This is a genomic window from Haloferax sp. Q22, assembly GCF_001482285.1.
Classification (GTDB): domain Archaea; phylum Halobacteriota; class Halobacteria; order Halobacteriales; family Haloferacaceae; genus Haloferax.
On sequence record NZ_LOEP01000027.1, the window covers coordinates 178,042 to 200,306 of the forward strand.

Consider the following 22,265-nt stretch of genomic DNA (forward strand, 5'->3'; position numbering starts at 1 on the left):
CCCTCGCGAGCGAACCGATAGCCGACTTCATGAGCAGGTGACCGTCGCGCCCGCGCGCTCCCACACGCGTCGTGCGGCGTCACATCCCAATTCTGCGGGACCTCGCGATGCGCTGATGCGACCGGAACGCGTAGTCTCACCTATGGGTGGGGACGAACCGACAGTCACGGTTGGAATTCTGGGGTTCCACGACAGCAGGGAGACGAAAGCCATCAGCAACGCGGTCACGGCGCTCGGCCACGAGGCCGTCTGGTTGCACGAGGAGGCGGTCGGCATCGACGTGTCGCCGTCGGGCGTCGCGCTCGACCCCGACGTCGACGTGGTGGTTAACCGGCTCCTGCTGTCGAAATCGACGACTCCGCTCGAAGACCTCTCTATCGCTAGTTGCTACGCCGCGGTTCGTCCCGTGCTCAACGACCCGCGGTGCGTCCTCTTCGCCGTCCACAAGCACGCGACGGCGAGTAGGCTGGCCGCCGCGGGCGTCCCGGTACCGCACACGTACATGGCCACCGCGGACGCCAAACTGAACGCCGCGCGGGACGGGTTCGGGACGCCGGTCGTCTACAAGACGGCCGTCGGGACCAACGGCGGGGGGACGTGGCTGGTCGACCACGACCGGGCCGTCTCGGCGACCGTCGACGGCCGACGAGCGTTCATTCAGGAGTACATCGACGCGGGCGACCACCGCCGCGACCTCAGGGTGTACGTCGTCGACGACGAGGTCGTCGGCGCAATGTACCGCTACGCCCCGGCCGGCGACTGGCGGACGAACGTCGCCCTCGGCGGCGACGTGGAGGACGCCACGGAGGACCTCCCGCCGGAGGCTACGAGAACGGCGCTCCGGGCGACGAGGACGCTCGGCCTCGACTACGCCGGCGTCGACCTCATCGAGAGCGACGACGGCTGGGTCGTCCTCGAAGTCAATCCGACGGCGGGGTTCCGCGGGCTCTTCCGCGCCACCGGACGGTCGCCCGCGGCGGCCATCGCCCGCCTCGCAATCGAGCGGGCCGGCGGGCGCGCCGACCCGGCGCTCGTCGAACGACTCGGGCGCACGCTCGACGGGACGCCCCCGGCTGACGCTCCGTCGCACGTTCGCGACGAGCGGGTTCCCGTCGTCGGCCACGCGGAGCGCGTGACCGTCACCGGCATCAGCGGGTCGAAGGAAGTGCTCGCGCGCATCGACACCGCGGCTTCGACGACGCGAATCGCCCCCCAGTTGGCGGCCGACCTCGGTACCGAGCCGCCGGCGGCGGTGGTCGACGACGACGCGCCCCCGCGGGTGGATATCGTGGTCGAACTCGCGGGGGAACGCCGGACCGTGACCGCGGTGCTCGACGAGGACGTGGATTCGGAGACGCCGCTCCGAATCGGTCGAGACCTGCTCCGCGACTACTACGTCGACGTGCGCCGAGGTGTCCGCGGCGACGCGGGCCACTAATCAAGCCGGATATATCAAGCTATTCGGTTAATTGGCTCCACCGCCTAGGACGACTGCGCCCCGTCCCCGATTCGAGACGCCGTACTTACGCGACACGATTCGTTTCGACGACCCACCTGCGCTCGATAGCGTGGCCGTGTCGCGTCACGTCCCACGCCGGACACAACCCAAGCGCCGGCGCACGGCCGCTGAATCGACCACCGGACGCGGGCCATTCTCCGAAAACCGACCGACAGCGAGCGGACAGCTTCGTGTGAGAAGCAATCACGAGATTGTTTATGATGATTTACTAAACGCAACGCTAGGTTTTATGTTCCTCATTAACATATAATCGTACATGTCTCAGGCAGCGTCCAGAAATAGCCCAGATACGTTTACAATCGTAAACGAGGTAAACGACCACGGTGCGGCGACGCTCCGCGGCGACAACGGCTCGACGTTCCACGTCACCTCCTACGAGAACAGCAGCTTCCGCGACTACCTCGCGAACCACCACGCCGGCGACCGCGTGCGGATGGACATCGAGCGGGCCGGCGTTCGCGCGAACGTCTGGCAGGTGTCGGCGCTCTACCCCGGCGCGAACGAGTGACGCCGCAGGCCGCGGGCGCTCACACGCGGTTTGTGACCGATCGGTCGACCGACCTCCGTGCAGACGGCCCAACCGCTGTCGCGGCGGTGGGAAGAAAAACGGTGGTCGAAATCGGGCGCTACTCGTAGACTTCGAGGACTTTGCCGGCCGCGATGGTCTGTCCCATGTCGCGGATGGCGAAGCTCCCGAGTTCGGCGATTTCTGACGACGGTTCGATGCTGAGCGGCTTCTGCGGCCGGAGCGTGACGACGGCGGCGTCGCCGGCCTTGATGAAGTCCGGTTCCTCCTCTGCGACCTCGCCCGACGCGGGGTCGAGTTTCTGGTCGAGCGACTCGAACGTGCAGGCGACCTGCGCGGTGTGCGCGTGGATGACCGGCGTGTAGCCAGCGGTGATGACCGAGGGGTGCTGCATCACGACGATTTGCGCCTTGAACGTCTTGGCGACCGACGGCGGGTCGTCAGCCGGGCCGCAGACGTCGCCGCGGCGGATGTCGTCCTTGCCGACGCCGCGGACGTTGAAGCCGACGTTGTCGCCGGGGCCCGCCTCCGGAACCTCCTCGTGGTGCATCTCGATCGTCTTCACCTCGCCGCCCGCGTCAGAGGGCATGAACCGGACGTTGTCGCCGGTCTTGAGAACCCCCGTCTCGACGCGGCCGACCGGGACCGTCCCGATGCCGGAGATGGTGTACACGTCCTGAATCGGGACGCGAAGCGGGGCGTCGGTCGGCGGCGACGGCTCGGGGAGGTTGTTCAACGACTCCAAGACGGTCGGCCCGTCGAACCACGGCATGTTCTCCGAGGGCTCGGCGATGTTGTCGCCCTCGAACGCCGAGATGGGGATGAAGCCCGCGTCATCGGAGTTGAACCGTACCTGGTTCAGGAGCTGTTGGACCTCCTCTTTGACCTGTTTGTAGGAGTCTTCGCTGTAGTCGACGACGTCCATCTTGTTGACCGCGATGATGAGTTCCTCGATACCGAGCGTTCGGGCGAGGAAGACGTGCTCGCGGGTCTGCGGCGCGACCCCGTCGTCGGCGGCGACGACGAGAATCGCGTGGTCGGCCTGCGACGCGCCCGTGATCATGTTCTTCACGAAGTCGCGGTGGCCGGGCGTGTCGACGATGGTGAAGTAGTACTTGTCCGTGTCGAAGCGCTGGTGGGCGATGTCGATGGTGACGCCGCGCTCGCGCTCCTCGGCGAGGTTGTCCATGACGTAGGCGAACTCGAAGCCCGACTTCCCCTTGGACGCCGCCTCCTCGCGGTGCTGTTCGATGATGTGTTCCGGGACGCTACCTGTCTCGAACAGAAGCCGGCCGACGAGCGTGGACTTCCCGTGGTCGACGTGTCCGATGATGGCTAGGTTTTGGTGTGGTTTGTCTGCCATGGGTATCAGGGCGGTGTCGCCCAGTTTGGTAGAATATGACACCCAAAGGTAAATCCGTTTTCCCGGCGTGAAGCGCGTCTTGCGCCGGTTCGGACGGGTCGCGGAAACGGGTTATCAGGAAACGCGAAAACTCAGGAAATCAGTCATATCGCGGCGCAGTCGGGCGAACGGAGCGGAGAGACGGCCCCAGAAAAACCGCTCAGAACCCACGCATCGCGGCGGCCATGTCGGCGAAGGTGGCCGTGCGGCGAACGGACTGCTCGTGAGCTTTGGGCGTGTCGGTGTTATCTTTTACAACAATCATAGTAACTAATTGTATCGGATGGGTAATAAATCTACCCCCGGAGACGACGAGTGCCGGGCGTCGAGCGGGGCGCCGTCCGAACAATATCAAAGGATAAAGTGCTCTCCTCCCCCACGTAGTGGTATGGCTGGCGAGGATATCGACGACGTGGACAAGGCGATTCTGTACGCGCTCCAAGAGGACGCGCGAAACATGTCGTCCGGCGACATCGCGAAGCGAACTGGGACCTCGGACAGCACCGTCCGCAAGCGCATCCAGCGACTCGAATCCGATGGCGTGGTCAAGGGCTACAGCGCGAGTGTCGACTACGGGAAGTCGGGCTACCCGCTCCGCATGCTACTCTACTGCACGGCCTCGATTCCCAAGCGCGGCGAACTCGTCCCCGAGATTCTGGAGATGGACGGCGTCGTGGCCGTCCAAGAACTGGTCACCGGCGAACAGAACCTCCTCGTGACCGCCGTCGGCGAGACGGACAGCGACATCACGTCCATCGCGCAGGAACTCCTCGATATGGGCCTCACGGTCGCCGACGAGGTGCTCGTCCGCACGCACGAGACGACACCATTCGGGAAGTTCGACGCCGAGAGACACGCCGAAAACGATTCCTGAGCGGGCGCGCGCACGATATCCTCACGACGAACGGAGCGTTCACGAATCGGTCACCGAGTCCGGCGAGCGACCGCGGTCGCAGGTCCCCGTGGCGGGTCGGCGTCGCGTGACCAATCGCCGGTCGTCGATTACCGACTGGGCGGATAGTGCGGTACACGGCGTGAAAAGCGGGTTTTGCAGAGATTCAGTCCGTCCAGCGCCGAATGTCACATAGTCACATGCCCAGAAAACCATAATGTTCTTTAATGGCTAATTTGCGAACGATTTGTGAATGTAGGTAGATTTAATAGCCAATCTGTTCTCGAATGGGCGTAAGGACGACCAGTATCGGTCGCCGAACGCGTTTCGGTTCCCGGTCTGGTCAACGACGAATCGAACGATGTCAGGACACAGCTCGAAACCGACGGTCGGAGCACTCCCGGACGCGACGGCGGACTCGCCGCTCGCGCCCGTCGCACTAACGAAGCTCGTGTGGGCGCTGTTCGCCGCGAGCGTCGCCGTGCTCTTCGCCCGAGTTCGACTCGGCGGCGCGTGGGAGATTCCCGGTGTCGTCGCCGTCGACGGCCTGACCGTGCTGCTGTGGGTGGTCGTGACGTTCTTCAGCGGCATCGTCCACAGCTACTCGCGCCGCTACATGGCCGGCAGTCGCCACGAGACGAGCTTCTTCGCCACCGTGTTCGGCTTCACGGTCGCCGTGATGGGCCTCGTCGCGGCCGACCACGTCGCGCTGTTCTGGCTACTCTGGCTGGCGATGGGACTGGCAATGGCGAAACTCATCGGCATCATCGACGGCTGGAATCAAGCGCAGGCCGCCGCGAGCGTCGCCCGCAGGTATTTCCTCGCCAGTAGCGCGTTCCTCGGCGTCGCGCTCGCGGCCCTCTGGTGGGCGACCGGCGCGACGACGGTCTCCGGTATCGCCGCGGCCGCCGACGGACTCGGCGGGCCGGTGTGGCTTCTCGCCTGCGTCGCGCTCGTTCTCGCGGCGATGATTCAGTCCGCGCTCGTCCCGTTCCACGGCTGGCTCCTCTCCTCGATGACCGCGCCGACGCCCGCCTCGGCGCTGATGCACGCGGGCTTCGTGAACGCCGGCGGCATCCTGCTGCTCCGGTTCGCCCCGGTCGTGACTCTCGACGCCACGCTCATGCTCGGTATCGTGGCCGTCGGCGCGACGAGCGCCCTCCTCGGAAAACTGCTCAAGAACGTCCAGACGGACGTCAAGAGCGAACTCGGCTGTTCGACCATCGGCCAGATGGGCTTCATGATTATGCAGGCCGGCCTCGGCTTTTTCGGAGCCGCCATCACCCACCTCATCCTGCACGGCTTCTACAAGGCGTACCACTTCCTCAGCGCGGGCGCAGCAGTCGAACAGACCGCCCCGACTGAGCATGACGCCCACGAAACCGGCGTCGCGGGCGCGGTCGTCGTCGTGGCGACCGGATTGGCCGGCGGTGCGCTGTTCGCGGCGCTCACCGGAAAGGGGACGCACCTCGACAGCGGACTCCTGCTCGTGACGTTCGTCGTGCTCACCACGCTGCACGCGGCCCGCAACGTCGTCGCGCACGCCTCGCTTCCGACGACGGCTCGCTACGGCGCGGTCCCGCTCGTCTTCCTGCCGGCCATCACCGTCTACGCGCTCGCCTACGAGGCGATTTCGAGCGTCCTGTCGGGACTGCCGGTCGTCGAAGCGCCGGCCGAACTGAGCGCGCTCCACGCGCTCGTCGCCGGCATCTTCCTCGTCGTCTACGCCGCGATAGAACTCGGCGTCCACGAGCGCAGCCACCGCCTCTACGTCGCGCTGTTGAACGCGAGCCAACCCGCCTCCAGCACCGTGCTGACCGCCACGGAGGACTACAATGAGTACTGAACACACCATCGAAGACAGCATCGACAAAGCGGCCACGACCGTCGGTTCGGTCTGGCCGATTCACTCGTTCGTGACGGCCAACCCGCTTTCGGGATTCGAAGACATGCCGTTCCACGAAGCCGTCACCCAGGCCGCTGACCTCGTCGGCGGCCGCGGCTACCCGACCCCCGAGACGTTCGAAGCGGCCCTCGACGACGGGCAAATCGACCCCGATGTGCTCGCCTCGGAACTGGCCGAGCGCGGCTACGACGACGACCCCGAAACGCTGCTGAAGCGCATGGACGCCGGCGTCGAGTCGGAGCCCTCGGACGCCGAGACTGACGCCGACGCCGGCACCGCGCGGGTCGACCGCGTGCTGACGAAGTGGCTGTCGGCGTTCCTCGATGAGGGACAGGCCCACTGGCCGATGCCGAACCGCGAAGACGGGTTCTACAGCGCCTTCCGCTCGATGGCCGCGTACGACGGCCAGATTCCCGACGACGGAATCGTCGCCGACCTGCCCGAGTCGCCGGTCGAAACCGTCGAGTCCGTGGTCGCGTCGTACCCCGAAAGCCAGTGGGTGCCGATATTCGAAGAGCAACTCGCCGCGCTCCCCGGCTGGACCGGCTTCATCAAGCAACGCGCCGCCGACGGCGGCGAGTGGCAGTCCACGCACCCGATTACGCTCGAAGGCTACCTCGCGGCACGTCTCGCGCTCCTCGACGCGTTCGGCGTCGATGTCGAGCCGTCGACCGGTCCCGAGAACCCCGAGACCGACACGGCCGACGAACTCGCCGACGCGTTCCTGAGCGCGTGGGAGGCGAGTTACCGCGGCGAGGTCGTCGACCGCGTCGCCGCCGAGAGCGAGGCCCTCGAAAACAGCGCGCCCGGCGGTCGTCCGGACGCGCAACTGGTCTTCTGTATCGACACGCGCTCGGAGGTTATCCGCCGGCACATCGAGGACACGGGCGACTACGAGACCCACGGCTACGCCGGCTTCTTCGGCATCCCGATGGAGTACCAGGGCTACGACGACGAGGAGTCGGTCGACGCCTGCCCCCCGATTGTCGAACCGCAGCACCACGTCACCGAGGTCCCGACCGACGAGGAGACGAAGACGAGCCACGACCGCTGGTCGCGCTTCCGCGAGGCCGCGGGCGAGGCCATCGAGGCGCTGAAGACCAACCCCGCCACCGCCTTCGGCTTCGTCGAGAGCGCGGGGAGCGGGTACGGGGTCGCCCTCGCGGCCCGCACGCTCGTCCCCGGGCGCGTCTCCGACCTGCTCGGAACCGCCGACGACGCGGCCCCCGACAACCACGAGTTCTGCGACCCAATCGTCCACCACCAGCACTCCTACGTCGGCGACCTCCCAGTGGGGCTGACCGACGACGAGAAAGTCGAGTACGCCGCGAACGCCTTCGGACTGATGGGCTGGGAGGAGTTCGGTCGCCTCGTCGTGTTCACCGGCCACGCCAGCGAGACGGCCAACAACCCGTTCGATTCGAGTCTGGACTGCGGTGCCTGCGCCGGCAACCCCGGCGGCCCGAACGCCCGCGTCCTCGCGGCCATCTGCAACGACGAGACCGTCAAGGCCGAACTCCGCGACCGCGGGTTCGACATCCCCGAGGACACGGTGTTCGTCGCCGGTGAGCACAACACGACGACCGACGAAATCGACCTGTTCGACGGCGACGTGCCCCAGAGCCACGCCGACGACCTCGACCGCCTGCGCGCGGACCTTGCGGTCGCCCGGGAGAACGCGACCGCCGAGCGGACGGGTGCCGACGGCTCCGCGGCCGTCAGCGAGGCGGAGCGCCGCGCCGCCGACTGGGCCGAGACGCGCCCCGAGTGGGGACTGGCCGGCAACGCCGGCTTCGTCATCGGCCCTCGCGAACTGACGAGCGACCTCGACCTCGATGGCCGCGCGTTCCTCCACTCGTATAACCACTCGACGGACCCCGACGGCGACGCGCTCGAAGCGATTCTGACGGGTCCGATGGTCGTCACCCAGTGGATAAACGCGCAGTACTACTTCTCGACGGTCGACAACGCCGTCTACGGGAGCGGGTCGAAGGTGACCCAGAACCCCGTCGGTAACGTCGGCGTCTATCAGGGCAACGGCGGCGACCTGATGACCGGACTCCCGCTCCAGTCGCTGATGGCCGCCGACGACAGGCCGTACCACCAGCCGCTCCGCCTCTCGACGGTCATCCACGCGCCGGTCGACCGCGTCACCGACGTGCTGGCCGACCACGCGGAGCTGACCGAACTGCTCGACAACGACTGGCTCTCGCTGACGGTCGTCGACCCGACGCAGGACCACCGCGCCTTCCACTACGAGGAGGAACTGACGTGGACGCCGGCGTTCGAGCAGATAGCGGCCGAAGCCGAATCGCGCCCGGAAGCACCGACCGCGACCGCCGTCGCGGACGACTAATCGTCGGCCCCCGGTAGCTCGCGTCTCGGGTCGGCAGTATTCGTATTCGACAGCAGTTCTCCAGCGTCCGGCTCTCGAAACTCACGAGTCGCGGCCGCGGTCGCCGTCGTCGGACAGCGTTCGCTCGGGTTGCTAGTGTGCCAAATCGTCAACCGTGGCGCGTCTCGCGGGCCGGTATTCACATCGCCAATCTGCAGCCCGATGCTCTCGCTGTCGTACTCGTCGATGTCGATAGCGCGCCACTCCGTTCGCTCGTCGAGGCGGGCTCTCACGACGTATTCACCGGCCTCGGTTCCCCACGCACACGGGATAACCGCACCCCCGGGTCCGATATCGTCTCCAGCCGTCGCGCTGTGGTCCGCCCAGTAGATTGGTTCACCGTTCCGTTCTATCAGAACGTGGACCGTGTGCGGGCGATACCCGTGGTTGACGACGGATATCTGGCCGAGCGTCGGAGCTGTGTCCGGGCTATCGGACGACAGACAACCGCCGACGAGTGCCGTTCCGAGTAGAGAGACGAAGTGGCGACGACGCATGCCGATTACCCACCGTTTCCGCACAAGTAGCTTTGGCCGTTGTGGACACGTGGTTCGGGGGAGACGGTGCGGTCTGCCTCGTCGTCGCGACTGTGAGAGGCGCAGTCGCACGTCACCCACATTCTGTATCGCAGTATTTGATTTATCTCCGCAGTCACCGCCTCAGTCGATATCGCGCCCGGACGGCAGATTTCGCCATCTGGTTGCGGGTTCGTGGTGTTTTCTTCCACAGCAGAGGGCCAATTCATGCAAGATAGTGAACACACCGAGCGAACAGATACCAAAGCATTACTTATCGCAGTTCGCAGGGGCCTGTATGGGCCTTCGCAAGCCGCCGTTGTACGACGTCCACGCGGACGCCGGGGCGACGTTCACCGAGTTCGGCGGATGGGACATGCCTGTGGAGTACGACTCCATCAAGGCCGAACACGCGGCCGTCCGAGAATCGGTCGGCATCTTCGACGTTTCGCACATGAGCGAACTCGAGGTGTCCGGCCCGGACGCGACCGCGCTGATGCAGCGCCTGACGACGAACGACGTGACGGCCCTCGAACCGGGTGACTCGCAGTACTCGGCCATCGTGAACGACGAGGGCGTCATCATCGACGACACCGTCGTCTACCGACTCCCCGACCGCGACGAGCGGGTCTATCTCTTCATCCCGAACGCCGGCCACGACGAGGAGATGTACGACCGCTGGACCTCGTTCCGCGACGACTGGGACCTCGACGCGACCGTCGAGGACGTGACCGAGGACTGGGCGATGTTCGCGGTACAGGGCCCCGACGCCCTCGATTCTGTCACCGACGCCGCGCCCGACGCGGCCCTCGGCGACCTCTCGAAGTTCCAAGCGACGTTCGCCGACGTGGTGGGCGTCGAGTGCTGGGTGGCCCGGACGGGCTACACCGGCGAGGACGGCTTCGAGGTCCTCTGTCCGTGGGACGACGCCGAGACCGTCTGGTCGGCGCTCGACGCGACTCCCTGCGGGCTCGGCTCCCGCGACACGCTCCGACTGGAGATGGGCTACCTGCTCTCGGGACAGGACTTCGACCCCGAGACGGAGCCCCGGACCCCCTACGAGGCCGGCATCGGCTTCGTCGTCAAACTCGACACCGAGTTCGTGGGCCGCGACGCCCTCGAACGACAGCACGAGGCCGGCGTCGACGAGACCTTCGTCGGCTTCGCACTCCTCGACCGCGGCGTTCCCCGACACGGCTACGACATCGCCACCCCGGACGGCGAGGTCATCGGCGTCGTGACGAGCGGGACGATGAGCCCGACGCTGTCGGAGCCCATCGGTCTCGGCTACGTCCCCGTCGAGTACGCCGACGACGAGACCGAAATCTCGATTCTCGTCCGCGGCCGCGAGAAGCGCGCAGTAATCGTGACACCTCCCTTCATCAACTGACAATGTTCGAAATCCCTGACGACCGGAAGTACCTGGAATCGCACGAATGGACCACCACCGAGGGCGACGCCGTCCGTATCGGCATCTCCGACTTCGCACAGGACGAACTGGGCGACGTCGTCTTCGTCGAACTCCCCGCCGAGGGCGACGAACTCGCCGCCGGCGAGGAGTTCGGCGTGGTCGAGAGCATCAAGGCCGTCTCGGACCTCTACGCCCCCATCTCGGGCACGGTCACGGCCGTCAACGAGGAGCTGTTCGACGCCCCGGAACTCCTCAACGACGACCCCTACGGCGACGGCTGGATGCTCGAACTCGAACCGGCCGACGAAAGCGAGTTCGACGACCTCCTCTCCCCCGAGGAGTACCGCGAGCAGACGGAGTGAGATGACGGCTGGAAACGGACGGCGGGCCGGAAGCCCGTACGCCCCACACACCGACGCCGACGAGGAAGCGATGCTGGACGCCGTCGGCGCCGACAGCGCCGAGGAGCTCTTCGACATCCCCGATGAGGTCCGTTTCGACGGCGAGTTCGGCGTCTCCGGTACCGACGAACAGGAGCTCAGGAACGTCATGGCCGACCTGTTTTCGCGCAACGAGGAGCTGACGGAGTTCCTCGGCCGCGGCCACCACGCCCACTACGTGCCGGCGTTGGTCGACGACCTCTCGCGACGCTCGGAGTTCCTCACCTCGTACACGCAGTACCAGCCCGAAATCGCACAGGGCTTCCTGCAGGTGCTGTTCGAGTACCAGTCGATGCTGGTCGAACTGACCGGGCTCCCGGTTGCCAACTGCTCGATGTACGACGCCGCGACGGCGCTCGCCGAGGCCGCGCTCCTCGCGAACCGCCTCCGCCGCGGCGCGAGCGGCCACCGCGTGCTCGTCCCCGAGCACCTCCACGAGGGTCGCCTTGGCGTCCTCGAGAACTACCTCGACGGCGCAGAGATGGAGATAGGCGAGTACCCGATGGACGACGGCGCGGTCGATGTCGAGGTCCTCGCGGACCTCGTCGACGACGAGACCGTGATGGTCTACGCCGAGACCCCGACGGTCCGCGGCGTCATCGAGGAGCGACTCGCCGATATCGGCGACCTCGCACACGACAACGACGCGCTGTTCTGTCTCGGAAGCGACCTCGTGGCGCTCGCGCTCCTCGAAGAGCCCGCGAGCGTCGGTGCCGACGTGGTCGTCGGCGAAGCCGGCGCGCTCGGCCTCGGCACGGCCTACGGCATGGGCCTCGGCATCTTCGCCACCCGCGAGGAGTACCTCCGGCAGGTCCCCGGCCGCCTCGTCGGCGTCTCCGAGGACAGCGCGGACATGCGGGCGTTCACGCTGACGCTCCAGACCCGCGAACAGCACATCCGCAAGGAGCGCGCGACCTCGAACATCTGTACGAATCAGGCGTGGGTCGCGCTCCGCACCGCCATGCACATGGCGTGGCTCGGCCCCGACCGCCTCGTCGGCCTCGCCGAGCGGGCGGTCACCGACGCGCGCGACCTCGCCGCCCGGCTGGACGAGCTTTCGGGCGTCAAAGCGCCGCTCTACGACCGCCACCACTTCCGCGAGTTCGTCGTCCGGACGGACCAGCCCGCACCCGCCATCACGAACGACCTCGCGGGCCGCGGCTTCGCGGTCCACGCCCTCGACGACCACCACCTGCAGGTCTGTATCACCGACGCGAACGCCGACGCCGCGGACGGACTGGTCGCGGCCTTCGAGGAGGTCATCTGATGAACTTCGACCAAGCCCGATTCAGCCGCGACGACGAGTACGAACCGCTCCTGTCCGAAAAGGACAGCACCACCGTCGAGGTCGATTCCGAGGGTGTCCTCCCCGATGACCTGACCCGCGACGAACTGACGCTCCCGGCGCTGTCGGAGCCCCAACTGGCGCGCCACTACACGCGCCTGTCGCAGATGAACTACAGCGTCGAACTCGGACCGTACCCGCTGGGGTCGTGTACGATGAAGTACAACCCCTCGTTCACGGAGGACGTGGCGGCGGACCCCAACGCCGGGGTTCACCCCGACCGCTCCGACCGGACGATTCAAGGGACGCTCGGCCTCCTGCACGGCCTGCAGGAGTACCTCGCGGACATCGGCGGCATGGACGCCGTGACGCTCCAACCCCCGGCGGGTGCCGCGGGCGAGTTCACGGGTATCCTCGTCGCCAAGGCGTACCATGAGTCGCGCGGCGACGACCGCTCGGAGATTATCATCCCCTCGTCGGCCCACGGGACGAACTTCGCGTCGGCTGCGATGGCCGGCTACGACGTGGTCGAACTCCCATCCGACGACGACGGCCGCGTAGACATGGAGGCGCTCGACGCCGCCATCTCCGAGGAAACGGCCGCGCTCATGCTCACGAACCCCAACACGCTGGGGCTGTTCGAGCGCGACATCGTCGACATCGCCGAGATGGTCCACGACGCGGGCGGCCTGCTGTACTACGACGGCGCGAACCTCAACGCGCTGCTCGGTCGCGCCCGCCCCGGCGACATGGGCTTCGACATCATGCACTACAACGTCCACAAGACGTTCGCCACGCCCCACGGCGGCGGCGGCCCCGGTGCCGGCCCGGTCGGCGTGGTCGAGGAACTCGCGGAGTTCCTCCCGAGTCCGATGGTCCGCGAGACGGCCGCGGGCTACGAGCAGTACGAACCCGAGTCGTCTATCGGCAAGGTCCACGGCTTCGCCGGCAACTGGCTCGTCCTCGTGAAGGCGTACGCCTACATCGCCCGCCTCGGCGACGCGGGCCTCGCGGACGCCAGCGCCAAGGCCGTCCTCAACGCCAACTACCTCGCCTCGCAGATCGACCTCGAAGTGCCCTACGGGCCGTTCCACCACGAGTTCGCGGCGACCTCGGGCGACCGCGACGCCGCCGACGTGGCGAAGCGCATGCTCGACTACGGCGTCCACCCGCCGACGACGAAGTGGCCCGAACTCGTCTCGCAGGCGATGCTCACGGAGCCGACGGAAGTCGAGGATAAAGCGTCGCTCGACGACCTCGCACACGCCTTCAACGCGGCGTACGCCGACTCCGACGAGGCGCTCGAAACCGCGCCCACGAAGACCAGCGCCCGCCGCATCGACCAGGTGTCCGCCGCGCGGAACCCGCGGCTCTCGTGGCAGGCGCTCGGCGACGACGAATAACGAGAAAACCCCTTTTCGCGGTTACGCTTCGGCCTTCACGTACGTCTCGATGTCGTCCGTGATGTGGATGTAGCCGTAGTCGCACTCCGTGCAGTGCCACTTCGTCTTCTTTCCGAGGTGAATCTCCATGCTGGCGGCGAGGTAGAACGTGTCGTTGCCGCAGGCCGGGCATTCGCGCTGGATTTCGAGGTCGCTCATGGGGTCGAATCCGTGGTAGTCGTTGTTGAAGATATTGGTTCGCGGACGCTGTGCCGGGGGCGATAAACTGAATAGCGCGATATGAAATCTGCTTCCGCCGTCAAAACTCGTCAGTCCGCGAGCGTCGGCCGCGTTCCTTGTCGTCCCACGTCGTCCCTCGCCGTTTGCCACGCCAGCCCCGAGTCGAGCGTCGAAACCGCGGCCGGTCTCCTCCGACGCGAATGTCAAACTGTTATCTTCTTGGCGACCACAGTCACCGACCGTGTCCTCCAAAATCACAGAGCGACCCCGCGTACTGCTGTTTTCCCTCCTCGCCGTCGTCTTAGGCGGCCTGACCGTCCGGGCCGCCGCTCGTGGCCACACCGACGTGCAGGTGTTGCTCCTCGCCTCGCTGACGGGGTACGCGGTGACGGGGCTGTTGTTCCACCGGGTTCCGAACGTCGAGCGTCTTGCCGCGGTCCCGCTCGGCGTCGTCGGCGTCGCCGCCTACGCGGTCGGCACGCCGACGGACCTCCCGGTACTGTTGGTTCTTCTCGGTGTTGGGGGAGCGGTCGACCTCCTGTGGGACCCGACCGGGAACGTCCAAGGGAGCCAGTCGGACTGAGCGCGGGCGAGGAGACAGGTTGAATATCGTGACACCCGGTGGACATGATGTGCCGCTAGCAATCGAGACCGAGTCGCTCCGGAAGGAGTACGGCGACACCGTCGCAGTCACAGGGCTCTCTCTCCGAGTGGAGTCGGGGAGCGTCTACGGATTCCTCGGTCCGAACGGTGCGGGGAAGACGACGACGATGCGCATGCTCACGACGCTGACGGCGCCGACGAGCGGCAGCGCGCGCGTCGCCGGGGCGTCCATCGAAGACAGGGCGTCGGTGACGAGTCGAATCGGATTTCTGCCGGACGTTCCGCCGCTGTACGACGAACTCACCGCGCGCGAGCAGTTGCGGTACGCCGGCGGCATCCGTGACCTGCCCGCCGAGACGATTCGCGAACGGGTTTCGGCACTTCTCGACCGGTTCGACCTGTCCGACGACGCCGACCGCCGCCTCGGAGAGTACTCCCGCGGGATGCGAAAGCGCGTCGGGCTCATTCAGATACTCTTGCACGACCCCGAGGTTGTGTTTCTCGACGAGCCGACGTCCGGACTGGACCCGCGGTCGGCGCGGACGATGCGCCGCGTCATCGAAGACCTGGCCGACGACGAGACCACCGTGTTCCTCTCATCGCACCTGCTCACCGTCGTCGAGGCGCTCGCGGACCGCGTCGGCGTCATTCAGGACGGGCGGCTCGTCACCGAGGGGCCGCTAGACGCGGTGAAACGCAAAGCGCAGCGGGACGGGGAGTCGGAAGGGCTCGAAGCCGCCTTCCTAGAGATGACCGAGGGCCGGAGCGAGTGACCGATGGAGACGATGGCTCGACAGGTCGGACACGTCGTTCGTGTCCGCGCCCTCCGCGGGGTCAGACGAGCGCGCGACCGCCCGATGGTGTCTGTGCTCTCTCTCGCCGCCGTCTCGTTCGCACTCCTCGCGGTCGTCGGTCGACTCCCGATCTCCGGCTACGAGGCGGTCTGGAGCGACCCGGGTGCCTACGCCGCCGGCGTCGCCGTTGCGGATGGGAAAGGGGTTGACGCGCTCGGCACCGCGCGCGGGCTGTCGGGACTGTTGGCAGTCGCGACCTGTTACGGTGTGCTCGTGAGAACGGCCCAACGAGAGGACGACGAACGGACGGACCACCGGCGCCTCGCGCTCTCCCCGACGGCGTTTTTCACCGCGGAGCTCCTCGACCAGCTCGCGTTCGCCGGCCGGCTCGTCGGTGTCGTGGGCGTCGCTGGTGGCGTCGCGTTCGCCGTCGGGGCGGCATCACCGACGACGGCCGTGACTACGTTCGTCGCCGTCGCGGCGCTGGTCGCGACGGCCGTCGCGGTGACGTTCCCGGTCGCGCTGGGAGTCCGAGCGGTGTTCCGTCACTATCCGCGAGTACGACGGCACCGGCTCCTCTTCGGCGCGCTCTTGGTCTCGGTTATGGGCTTCGCGTTCGTTCGAACCCGGTCGTCCTTCGCGCTCCTGAGCGGGCTCCCAGTCGGTTGGTACGCCGACCTCGCGCTTGTCGGCGCGGACGTCGGTGCCTCGGACGGCCGTGCCGTGGCCGCCCTCCTCGGGACGCCGGTCGCGTGGTGGCTCGGAATCACGACGGCCCGCCGGATAACTGACTACCAGCGGGCGGACGCTGGAACGGGAGGGGGAACGCGGGGCGACCCGGCAATCGTAACCCGGTTGCGGGTCGCCGGCGGCCGCCTCGTCGCCCGCGTCGCCTCGCGGCCGACGGCCGCCGTCGCCCGCGTCGTGTGGCTCCGCCTGTGGCGCGAACCGCGCGCACTACTGTTCAGCGGAATCGTCGTCGGAGCCACCGCGGGGGTGGGACTCGTGATCGTCGAGACGCTCCCGACCGCACTTCCGGCGGTCGTCGCGACGTACGTCGTGGTCGCGACGGGCGCGGGAGTGACGCTCGACCCGCTCGGCACCGAAGGCGCTGCGCTCCCGCTCACGCTCACGGCACCCCACGGGCGCGAACGAGTCGTGACGGGCTACGCGCTTTCGGCGGCCATTCCGGGGACCGCGCTGTCCGCGGTGGCCGGGCTCGGAACCGCGCTCTCGATTGGCGCTGCCCCGGCGGCCTGTGTCGGTGCGGCGCTCGTCGGTTCGATACTGGGTGCGACAGCGCCCGTCGTGTCGCTCGCGGCTGGGCTTCGGCTTTCGCCGACTGACGCGGCGACCGGTTCGCGAGGCGTCGGGATCCCCCCGCTCGGCGCGCTTTCGGCGTTCTCCGTGGTCGTCGCGCTCATCGGGATGCCGGCTATCGGCGCGACCGCCGCCATCGAGACCGGTTCGATGTCTCTCTCGACGGCCATGACGGTCGCCGTCGCCGCGACGGCACTCCTCGGACTCGGCGTGGGCTGGTACGCGTTCCGGGACGCGGTCGGGCGACTCGACCGGTACGAACCATGAGCGACCTCGAAACCGCCGAGCTGACGGACAAGGCGAAAAGCGCGAGCGACGTTACAGGTCGGAAGACTCGATACTCCCCAGTTCGGGCGTCGCATCGTCGCCGGCGCGCGCCTGTATCTTGCCGATGGCGACGGCGACGACGTAGATACCGACCGCGAAGAGGACGATGACGCCGCCCGCGGTCGCCTCGCCGTAGTAGGACGCGCCGATGCCGAGGAGCACGGCGAGTTCGGCGAGGACGACGGAGACGAGAAGCGACTCCGAGAAGCTTCGGGAGACCTGCGCCGCGCCGGCGACGGGGACGACGAGCATGGCGGCGACGAGGATGACGCCCATAATCTGCATCGCGCCGACGACGACGAGCGCGGTCAGCATGACCATCACGCGGTTGTACCACGTGACCGAGATGCCCGAGACGGCGGCGGCCGTCTCGTCGAACGTCACGTAGAGCAGTTGGTTGCGCGTGAGCGCGACGGTGCCGACAATGACGGCGAACAGCACGAGCAGGATGGCGGCGTTCTCCGCCGAGACGGTCGAGAGATTGCCGAAGAGGTACTGGTTGATGCCGACCGCGAGGCCGCCCGCGTTGAGGCTGATGAGGACGGTCCCCAGCGCGAACCCGGTCGAGAGCACGATTGCCATCGACACGTCGTTGTAGGCGTCGGTCGCCTCAGAGATGAGTTCGATGAGGAGCGCCGCGATGACGGCGACGACGACGGCGGTCAGGTACGGCGAGACGCCGAGGCTGAACACGCCGTTGAGAAAGAGGCCGACGGCGACCCCGGCGAAGGCGGTGTGGGCGAGCGCGTCGCCGATGAGCGCGAGTTGACGGTGGACGAGGAACGTCCCGATGAGGGGGGCCATCACGCCGATACAGAGACCGACGAGGATAGCGCGGTGCATGAACCGGTAGTCGAGGAAGCCGAGGCCGGTCGCGTCGCCCACAACGAACAGCAGATCGGACCATAGCGCGAGGAACCAGTAGAACGGCGCGAGGACGGCGTCTAACGGGCCCGCCTGCAACACGGCGAACAGTTCGACGGGCATCACGCGCGACCACCGCCCGAACCGCCCGTGAAGGAGGCCGCTGTGCCAAAGGCCCGCGCGAGCGCGTCGCTCTCGGCGAACTCGTCGGTCGGGCCGTCGAAGTAGACCTCACGGTTGAGACAGACGACGCGCCGGGCGTGGTTGGTGACCGCGCCGAGGTCGTGTTCGATGAGGAGAATCGTGATACCCTCCTCGTTGAGCGCTTCGAGCAGGTCGTAGAAGGCGTCGACCGACTCGGCGTCGACGCCGACGGTCGGTTCGTCCAAGACGAGCAGGTCGGCCTCGCCGGCGAGCGCGCGGGCGATGAAGGCGCGCTGGCGCTGGCCGCCAGAGAGCTTCGTCACCCGGCGGTTGGCGAAGTCGGTCATGCCGACCGTGGCGAGCGCCTCGTCGACGATGCGGTGGTCCTCGGCGGAGAGCCGACCGAAGCCGACGTGGGGGAACCGACCCATCTTCACCACTTCGCGGACCGTGATGGGCATCTCCTTGGAGGCGCTCGCGTGCTGGGCGACGTAGCCGATGCGCGCGCCGTCGTCGAAAGCGTGCGAGGGCTCGCCGAACAGCCGCGCGGACCCCTCGTCGAGCCGGAGCAGGCCGAGGATGAGCTTCATCAACGTGGACTTGCCCGACCCGTTCGGTCCGACGATGGCGACGTACTCGCCGGGGTCGATGCGGAGCGAGATGTCCTCCACGACGGGCGTCGCGGTGTAGCCGAACTCGATGTCGGTGAGTTCAACGAGCGGGCCGGACGAGCCGCGGCCGTCGTCGGCGACACCGGTGTCGGCGGACTCAGCGGACTCCGCGGACTCTCCGTTCCGGAGGGCGCTCATTCGAAGTTCCTCCACTCGTCCGCCCAGCCGTCGTGGCCGACCTCCTCGGGCGACTTGTTGCCGAGGACGACTTCGAACGTGGGCATGTTGATGTTGTAGGCGATTTCCTCGTAGCCCCAGTCGTTTTCCACCCAGTCCTCACGGACGCCCGCGTACGGGGTGACGGGGAAGTACGCCTCGACGGGCGTCTCGGCGATGAGCTGTTTCGCGGGGCGGCGCGTCTCGAAGACGCCCGCGCCGATGTACTTGATGTCGTTGTCCTCGATGACGCGCTTCGCCTCGGTGATGTCCGAGGGCTTCACGTCGCCGCTGGCGGCGAGGTTGACGACGAGCGGGCGCATCTCGACGCCGTAGCGGACGCCGATGTACTGGAAGGCGTTGTGGGCCGCCAACTGGACGACCTTGCGCGACGCCCGGTCGAAGATGTCCTGGTAGTCGCGGTCGATGCGGTCGAGCACGTCGGCTTTGTACGCGTCGGCGTTGTCGCGGAACGTCTCCTCGTGCTCGGGGGCGAGTTCGATCAACCCCTCCGTGATGTTGTCCACGGCGGTCTTGGCGCGTTGGGGGTCGAGCCAGAAGTGGGGGTCTTTCCCGCGGCCCTCGCCGACGCCCTCCTCGTCGCGGTCGAGACTCGCGGCGAGTTCCACGAGTTCGACGCCCTCGCGGACGTTGATGAGTTGGGTGTCCACGTCGTCGTCCTTCAGCGTCTGGATGGCGCGGTCGGCCCACGGCTGGAAGTCCTTCCCGACGTGGACGAACGCGTCGGCCTCGATGATGTCGCGCGTGACGCTCGCGTCCGGCTCCCAGCCGTGACCGTGAAGCCCGGTCGGGATGAGGTTCTTCAGCGTCACCGGGGTGTCGGCCGCGACCTTGCGCGCGAAGTCGTAGAAACTGAAGAACGACGCGACGACGACGTACTCGTCTTCCGACTCGGACCCGCCGGAGGCGTCGTTCGAACCGGTGTTCGAGCCATCACTTTCGCTTCCTGCTCCGCCGCCACCGCCGAGACAGCCGGCGAGGCCGGCCGTCAAGAGACCTGAACCGGCCGCAACGACCGACCGCCGAGAGAGTTTGGGGTCGGACGAATCTTCGTTAGTGTTCATCACTATGTGAAGTAGATGCAGGCCACCATATAGATTTGTTGCTCTAAGGTTGAATTTTGACGCATCTAAAACTGGCGAGTGATGAGCCGCAGTAGGTCTCAGGGCGTCGACGACGGGGCGACCGTACCGCGGGAACCGGACCCACCGGCGTGCAAATCTCTTTGGGTCGGCGCGCCCAACGGCGGGACATGGGAATCGAACTCTACGCGCTCGACGGCTGTCCGTACTGCGAGAAGGTCCACGACGCGCTCTCTGAGGCGGGCGTCGACTACGAGACGCAGTGGGTCGACGCGCTCCACTCGGACCGAAACGAGGTCAAGCGCGTGAGCGGCCAGCGCGGTGTTCCCGTTCTCGTTGACGGCGACCGCGGCGTGACAATGTCCGAGAGCGAGAACATTCTCCGGTACGTCGACCAGACGCTGGCATGAAGATATACACCGGCCGCGGCGACGAGGGAATGACCGACCTGCGAGACATGACCCGCGTGTCGAAGACGAGCCACCGCATCGAGGCCTACGGGACGGTCGACGAGGTGAACGCCCTCGTCGGAACGGTCCGCCCGACCGGCCACGACGACGTGGACGACGTGCTGGAAGCCGTCCAGAACCACCTCCACATCGTGCAGGCCGACCTCGCGAACCCCGACCCCGACGAGGACGACCCGCAGATAGCCGCCGACCACGTCGACGAACTCGAAGCGTGGATAGACGAGGCCGACGAAGAACTCGACCCGCTCACGTCGTTTATCCTCCCCGGCGGGAGCGAAACTGGGGCGAAACTCCACCACGCCCGCGCGGTGTCGCGGCGGGCCGAGCGCCGCGTCGTCTCGCTCGCGGCCGAAGAACCGGTCAACGAGGAAGTCGTCGCGTACCTCAACCGCCTTTCCGACGCGCTGTTCGTCTTCGCGCGACTGGTCAACAAGCGCGACGGCGTCCCCGAGGAGTCGCCGACGTACTGAGTCCGAGCGCCCGCTGCACCCGCCGGTGTCGGCGCGGTCGCTCGCGAGGATAATGGGACCAGGACGGACGAATCGTGCCCACGGTATCGCCGTCCCGGAAGGGGCCAGACGCTAACTGGGACCGACCACGAAGCGTGGCCTGCGTTCCCAGTTTTAGGTAGGCCTAAGAATCACTAAAGTGTATCGCTCTTTCTCAAAGGTATGACTCTCGGTACCGCGTGACATAACCGTTTTCTCGTCGCCGGGACTATCCGGAGGTATGAACCGACACTTCACCGACGCGCGGTACTACTTCCGACGGGGATTCGAGCACCTGTACGCCGGGCTCGACGAGGAGACGGCACCCCTCCGTCGCCGCCTCATGGCGGCGCTCGGGCGAGAGATAGAAGACGAAGCGGAGCCCGAGCCGCAGACGCGGCGGGAGCGCGTCGAGTACGGCGCGCGCCGGGCGGCGACGCGGAGTCGCCGGGCCGCCGGGCGGGTTCGCAGTCGCGTGCGGCGACCCGAGTAGACTCGTTTGTGCCCCCGAATCGGGGCACAACGTAAGTCTTAATTGGCGGCGCGGGAAATCGAAATCGTAGCCGGGTTGGTGGTCTAGCCAGGTTATGACGGCTCCTTCACACGGAGCAGGCCGGCGGTTCGAATCCGCCCCAACCCATTTTCTGATTCCTCGCAACGACGAGCGACAGCGAGGAGTCCGTGGAATCGAAAATTGTCACGGCGGATTCGAAGCAGGGAGCGAACGGAGTGAGCGACCGAGGTTCGAATCCGTCCCAACCCACTTCTCTTCGACACCACCGACGAGCGACAGCAAGGCGTCCACGGCACTAAACCGGCCACTAGCAGTCAAACATCAAAAACAGAAACCCGCCCACCGAGCACCTACGCGATGTCGTCGAGCGAGACGGCGCTCCCGCGGTCGACCGTAATCCACGACGTCGTCAACTCCTCTGACTTCGGAGAGAAGACCGTCAGTTCGGTCGGGTTCTCCGGGTCGTCATAGATGCATTCGAGGTCGAACACCGGCGCGTCGGCCAGCTCGTCGGAACTGTGGGGTGCGGCCGTACTCATCAGATGGATACGTCCGTCTTGCAACTCGCACACAGCGCGTCGGCGACCGCCTCCTTCGGGACGGACGTCCCGCATCGAGGGCACCGCGAACGGGTGCGCGAGTACTCCGTGTACGGTGCGATCCGCGAATTCTCGTTGGATTCGCTCATACACGTCCAAATACGACACGAGTACAAGAAGTTTTGGATATTATGAATGTGATACCCCAGATTAGAACCCGAATGTAACGACAATCGGGACAGTAGTTTGTACTCCTCAACGTCGTGGGGGAATCGGTACCGGGGTTGGAAGTCGACCACGGCGACTCTCAGTACCCTGCGAGACAGCCAGCGATTCGACACCGTCCCGCTTTCGAAACG

The 22,265-nt window shown here is 66.7% G+C and carries 22 protein-coding genes and 1 tRNA gene; 16 read left to right on the forward strand and 7 right to left on the reverse strand.

Features of this window, described 5'->3' with window-relative positions:
* Positions 1–142 precede the first annotated feature (142 nt).
* Both AM590_RS11830 and AM590_RS11835 read left to right on the forward strand, forming a co-directional pair.
* Positions 143–1,438, forward strand: a complete 1,296-nt coding sequence (locus AM590_RS11830) for a RimK family alpha-L-glutamate ligase (RefSeq protein WP_058827648.1) — start codon at positions 143–145, stop codon at positions 1,436–1,438.
* 337 nt (positions 1,439–1,775) lie between these two features.
* On the forward strand, positions 1,776–2,027 hold the full coding sequence (locus AM590_RS11835; RefSeq protein ID WP_058827649.1) for a hypothetical protein: 252 nt from the start codon (positions 1,776–1,778) through the stop codon (positions 2,025–2,027).
* Positions 2,028–2,145: 118 nt separating this feature from the next.
* Here the strand turns inward: AM590_RS11835 and tuf are convergent, their stop codons facing one another.
* Positions 2,146–3,408, reverse strand: a complete 1,263-nt coding sequence (gene tuf, locus AM590_RS11840; RefSeq protein ID WP_058827650.1) for a translation elongation factor EF-1 subunit alpha — start codon at positions 3,406–3,408, stop codon at positions 2,146–2,148.
* Positions 3,409–3,835: 427 nt separating this feature from the next.
* On the opposite strand from tuf, the gene AM590_RS11845 reads away from it, so the two are divergent.
* From AM590_RS11845 to gcvPB, 7 genes are all read left to right on the forward strand, one after another.
* A complete protein-coding gene (locus tag AM590_RS11845) occupies positions 3,836–4,321 on the forward strand; it encodes an Lrp/AsnC family transcriptional regulator (protein WP_008095561.1) in 486 nt (161 codons plus the stop codon).
* A gap of 379 nt (positions 4,322–4,700) precedes the next feature.
* Positions 4,701–6,185: a proton-conducting transporter membrane subunit gene (locus AM590_RS11850; RefSeq protein ID WP_058827651.1), complete on the forward strand. Its 1,485-nt coding sequence runs from the start codon at positions 4,701–4,703 to the stop codon at positions 6,183–6,185.
* Entirely contained in the window at positions 6,175–8,601 is a 2,427-nt protein-coding gene (locus AM590_RS11855) for a DUF2309 domain-containing protein (RefSeq protein ID WP_058827652.1), read from the forward strand. The genes AM590_RS11850 and AM590_RS11855 overlap by 11 nt, the downstream gene beginning before the upstream one ends.
* 852 nt (positions 8,602–9,453) lie before the next feature.
* Positions 9,454–10,545: a glycine cleavage system aminomethyltransferase GcvT gene (gene gcvT, locus AM590_RS11865; protein ID WP_058827654.1), complete on the forward strand. Its 1,092-nt coding sequence runs from the start codon at positions 9,454–9,456 to the stop codon at positions 10,543–10,545.
* Positions 10,546–10,547: 2 nt separating this feature from the next.
* On the forward strand, positions 10,548–10,928 hold the full coding sequence (gcvH, locus tag AM590_RS11870) for a glycine cleavage system protein GcvH (protein WP_058827655.1): 381 nt from the start codon (positions 10,548–10,550) through the stop codon (positions 10,926–10,928).
* A 1-nt stretch (position 10,929) separates the two neighbouring features.
* Positions 10,930–12,273: an aminomethyl-transferring glycine dehydrogenase subunit GcvPA gene (gene gcvPA / locus AM590_RS11875; protein WP_058827656.1), complete on the forward strand. Its 1,344-nt coding sequence runs from the start codon at positions 10,930–10,932 to the stop codon at positions 12,271–12,273.
* The gene (gcvPB, locus tag AM590_RS11880; protein WP_058827657.1) at positions 12,273–13,694 is read left to right on the forward strand and encodes an aminomethyl-transferring glycine dehydrogenase subunit GcvPB; all 1,422 of its coding nucleotides are present in this window, start codon (positions 12,273–12,275) and stop codon (positions 13,692–13,694) included. Before gcvPA ends, gcvPB begins: the two co-directional genes overlap by 1 nt.
* Before the next feature lie 21 nt (positions 13,695–13,715).
* Here gcvPB and AM590_RS20875 read toward each other — a convergent pair whose 3' ends face one another.
* Positions 13,716–13,892, reverse strand: a complete 177-nt coding sequence (locus tag AM590_RS20875) for a hypothetical protein (RefSeq protein ID WP_172795795.1) — start codon at positions 13,890–13,892, stop codon at positions 13,716–13,718.
* Between the two features lie 262 nt (positions 13,893–14,154).
* Between AM590_RS20875 and AM590_RS11885 the strand changes: the two genes are divergently transcribed.
* The 3 genes from AM590_RS11885 to AM590_RS11895 are packed head-to-tail and all read left to right on the forward strand — an operon-like array spanning position 14,155 to position 16,897.
* The gene (locus tag AM590_RS11885) at positions 14,155–14,496 is read left to right on the forward strand and encodes a hypothetical protein (RefSeq protein WP_058827658.1); all 342 of its coding nucleotides are present in this window, start codon (positions 14,155–14,157) and stop codon (positions 14,494–14,496) included.
* 49 nt (positions 14,497–14,545) lie between these two features.
* A complete protein-coding gene (locus AM590_RS11890) occupies positions 14,546–15,289 on the forward strand; it encodes an ABC transporter ATP-binding protein (protein WP_216635677.1) in 744 nt (247 codons plus the stop codon).
* A 12-nt stretch (positions 15,290–15,301) separates the two neighbouring features.
* Entirely contained in the window at positions 15,302–16,897 is a 1,596-nt protein-coding gene (locus AM590_RS11895) for a hypothetical protein (RefSeq protein ID WP_253805931.1), read from the forward strand.
* Positions 16,898–16,948: 51 nt separating this feature from the next.
* Here AM590_RS11895 and AM590_RS11900 read toward each other — a convergent pair whose 3' ends face one another.
* From AM590_RS11900 to AM590_RS11910, 3 genes are read right to left on the reverse strand one after another with little or no spacing between them, the layout of a single operon-like run.
* Positions 16,949–17,944 carry a metal ABC transporter permease gene (locus AM590_RS11900; protein WP_058827661.1) on the reverse strand — a complete coding sequence of 332 codons (996 nt, stop codon included), beginning with the start codon at positions 17,942–17,944 and terminating at the stop codon, positions 16,949–16,951.
* The gene (locus AM590_RS11905; RefSeq protein WP_058827662.1) at positions 17,944–18,774 is read right to left on the reverse strand and encodes a metal ABC transporter ATP-binding protein; all 831 of its coding nucleotides are present in this window, start codon (positions 18,772–18,774) and stop codon (positions 17,944–17,946) included. The genes AM590_RS11900 and AM590_RS11905 overlap by 1 nt, the downstream gene beginning before the upstream one ends.
* Positions 18,771–19,877 (reverse strand): metal ABC transporter substrate-binding protein, encoded by a 1,107-nt coding sequence (locus AM590_RS11910; RefSeq protein WP_058827663.1) that lies wholly within the window; start codon positions 19,875–19,877, stop codon positions 18,771–18,773. Before AM590_RS11910 ends, AM590_RS11905 begins: the two co-directional genes overlap by 4 nt.
* 188 nt (positions 19,878–20,065) lie before the next feature.
* On the opposite strand from AM590_RS11910, the gene AM590_RS11915 reads away from it, so the two are divergent.
* From AM590_RS11915 to AM590_RS11930, 4 genes are all read left to right on the forward strand, one after another.
* On the forward strand, positions 20,066–20,305 hold the full coding sequence (locus AM590_RS11915; RefSeq protein ID WP_004969721.1) for a glutathione S-transferase N-terminal domain-containing protein: 240 nt from the start codon (positions 20,066–20,068) through the stop codon (positions 20,303–20,305).
* A complete protein-coding gene (locus AM590_RS11920) occupies positions 20,302–20,835 on the forward strand; it encodes a cob(I)yrinic acid a,c-diamide adenosyltransferase (RefSeq protein ID WP_004969720.1) in 534 nt (177 codons plus the stop codon). Before AM590_RS11915 ends, AM590_RS11920 begins: the two co-directional genes overlap by 4 nt.
* A gap of 259 nt (positions 20,836–21,094) precedes the next feature.
* Positions 21,095–21,346 (forward strand): hypothetical protein, encoded by a 252-nt coding sequence (locus AM590_RS11925; protein ID WP_058827664.1) that lies wholly within the window; start codon positions 21,095–21,097, stop codon positions 21,344–21,346.
* A gap of 72 nt (positions 21,347–21,418) precedes the next feature.
* Positions 21,419–21,493 (forward strand) — tRNA-Val (locus AM590_RS11930).
* A 224-nt stretch (positions 21,494–21,717) separates the two neighbouring features.
* On the opposite strand, the gene AM590_RS11935 is transcribed toward AM590_RS11930, so the two are convergent.
* Positions 21,718–21,906 carry a hypothetical protein gene (locus tag AM590_RS11935; protein WP_013035537.1) on the reverse strand — a complete coding sequence of 63 codons (189 nt, stop codon included), beginning with the start codon at positions 21,904–21,906 and terminating at the stop codon, positions 21,718–21,720.
* Positions 21,906–22,055 carry a hypothetical protein gene (locus AM590_RS20880; RefSeq protein ID WP_172795796.1) on the reverse strand — a complete coding sequence of 50 codons (150 nt, stop codon included), beginning with the start codon at positions 22,053–22,055 and terminating at the stop codon, positions 21,906–21,908. The genes AM590_RS11935 and AM590_RS20880 overlap by 1 nt, the downstream gene beginning before the upstream one ends.
* Positions 22,056–22,265 lie beyond the last annotated feature (210 nt).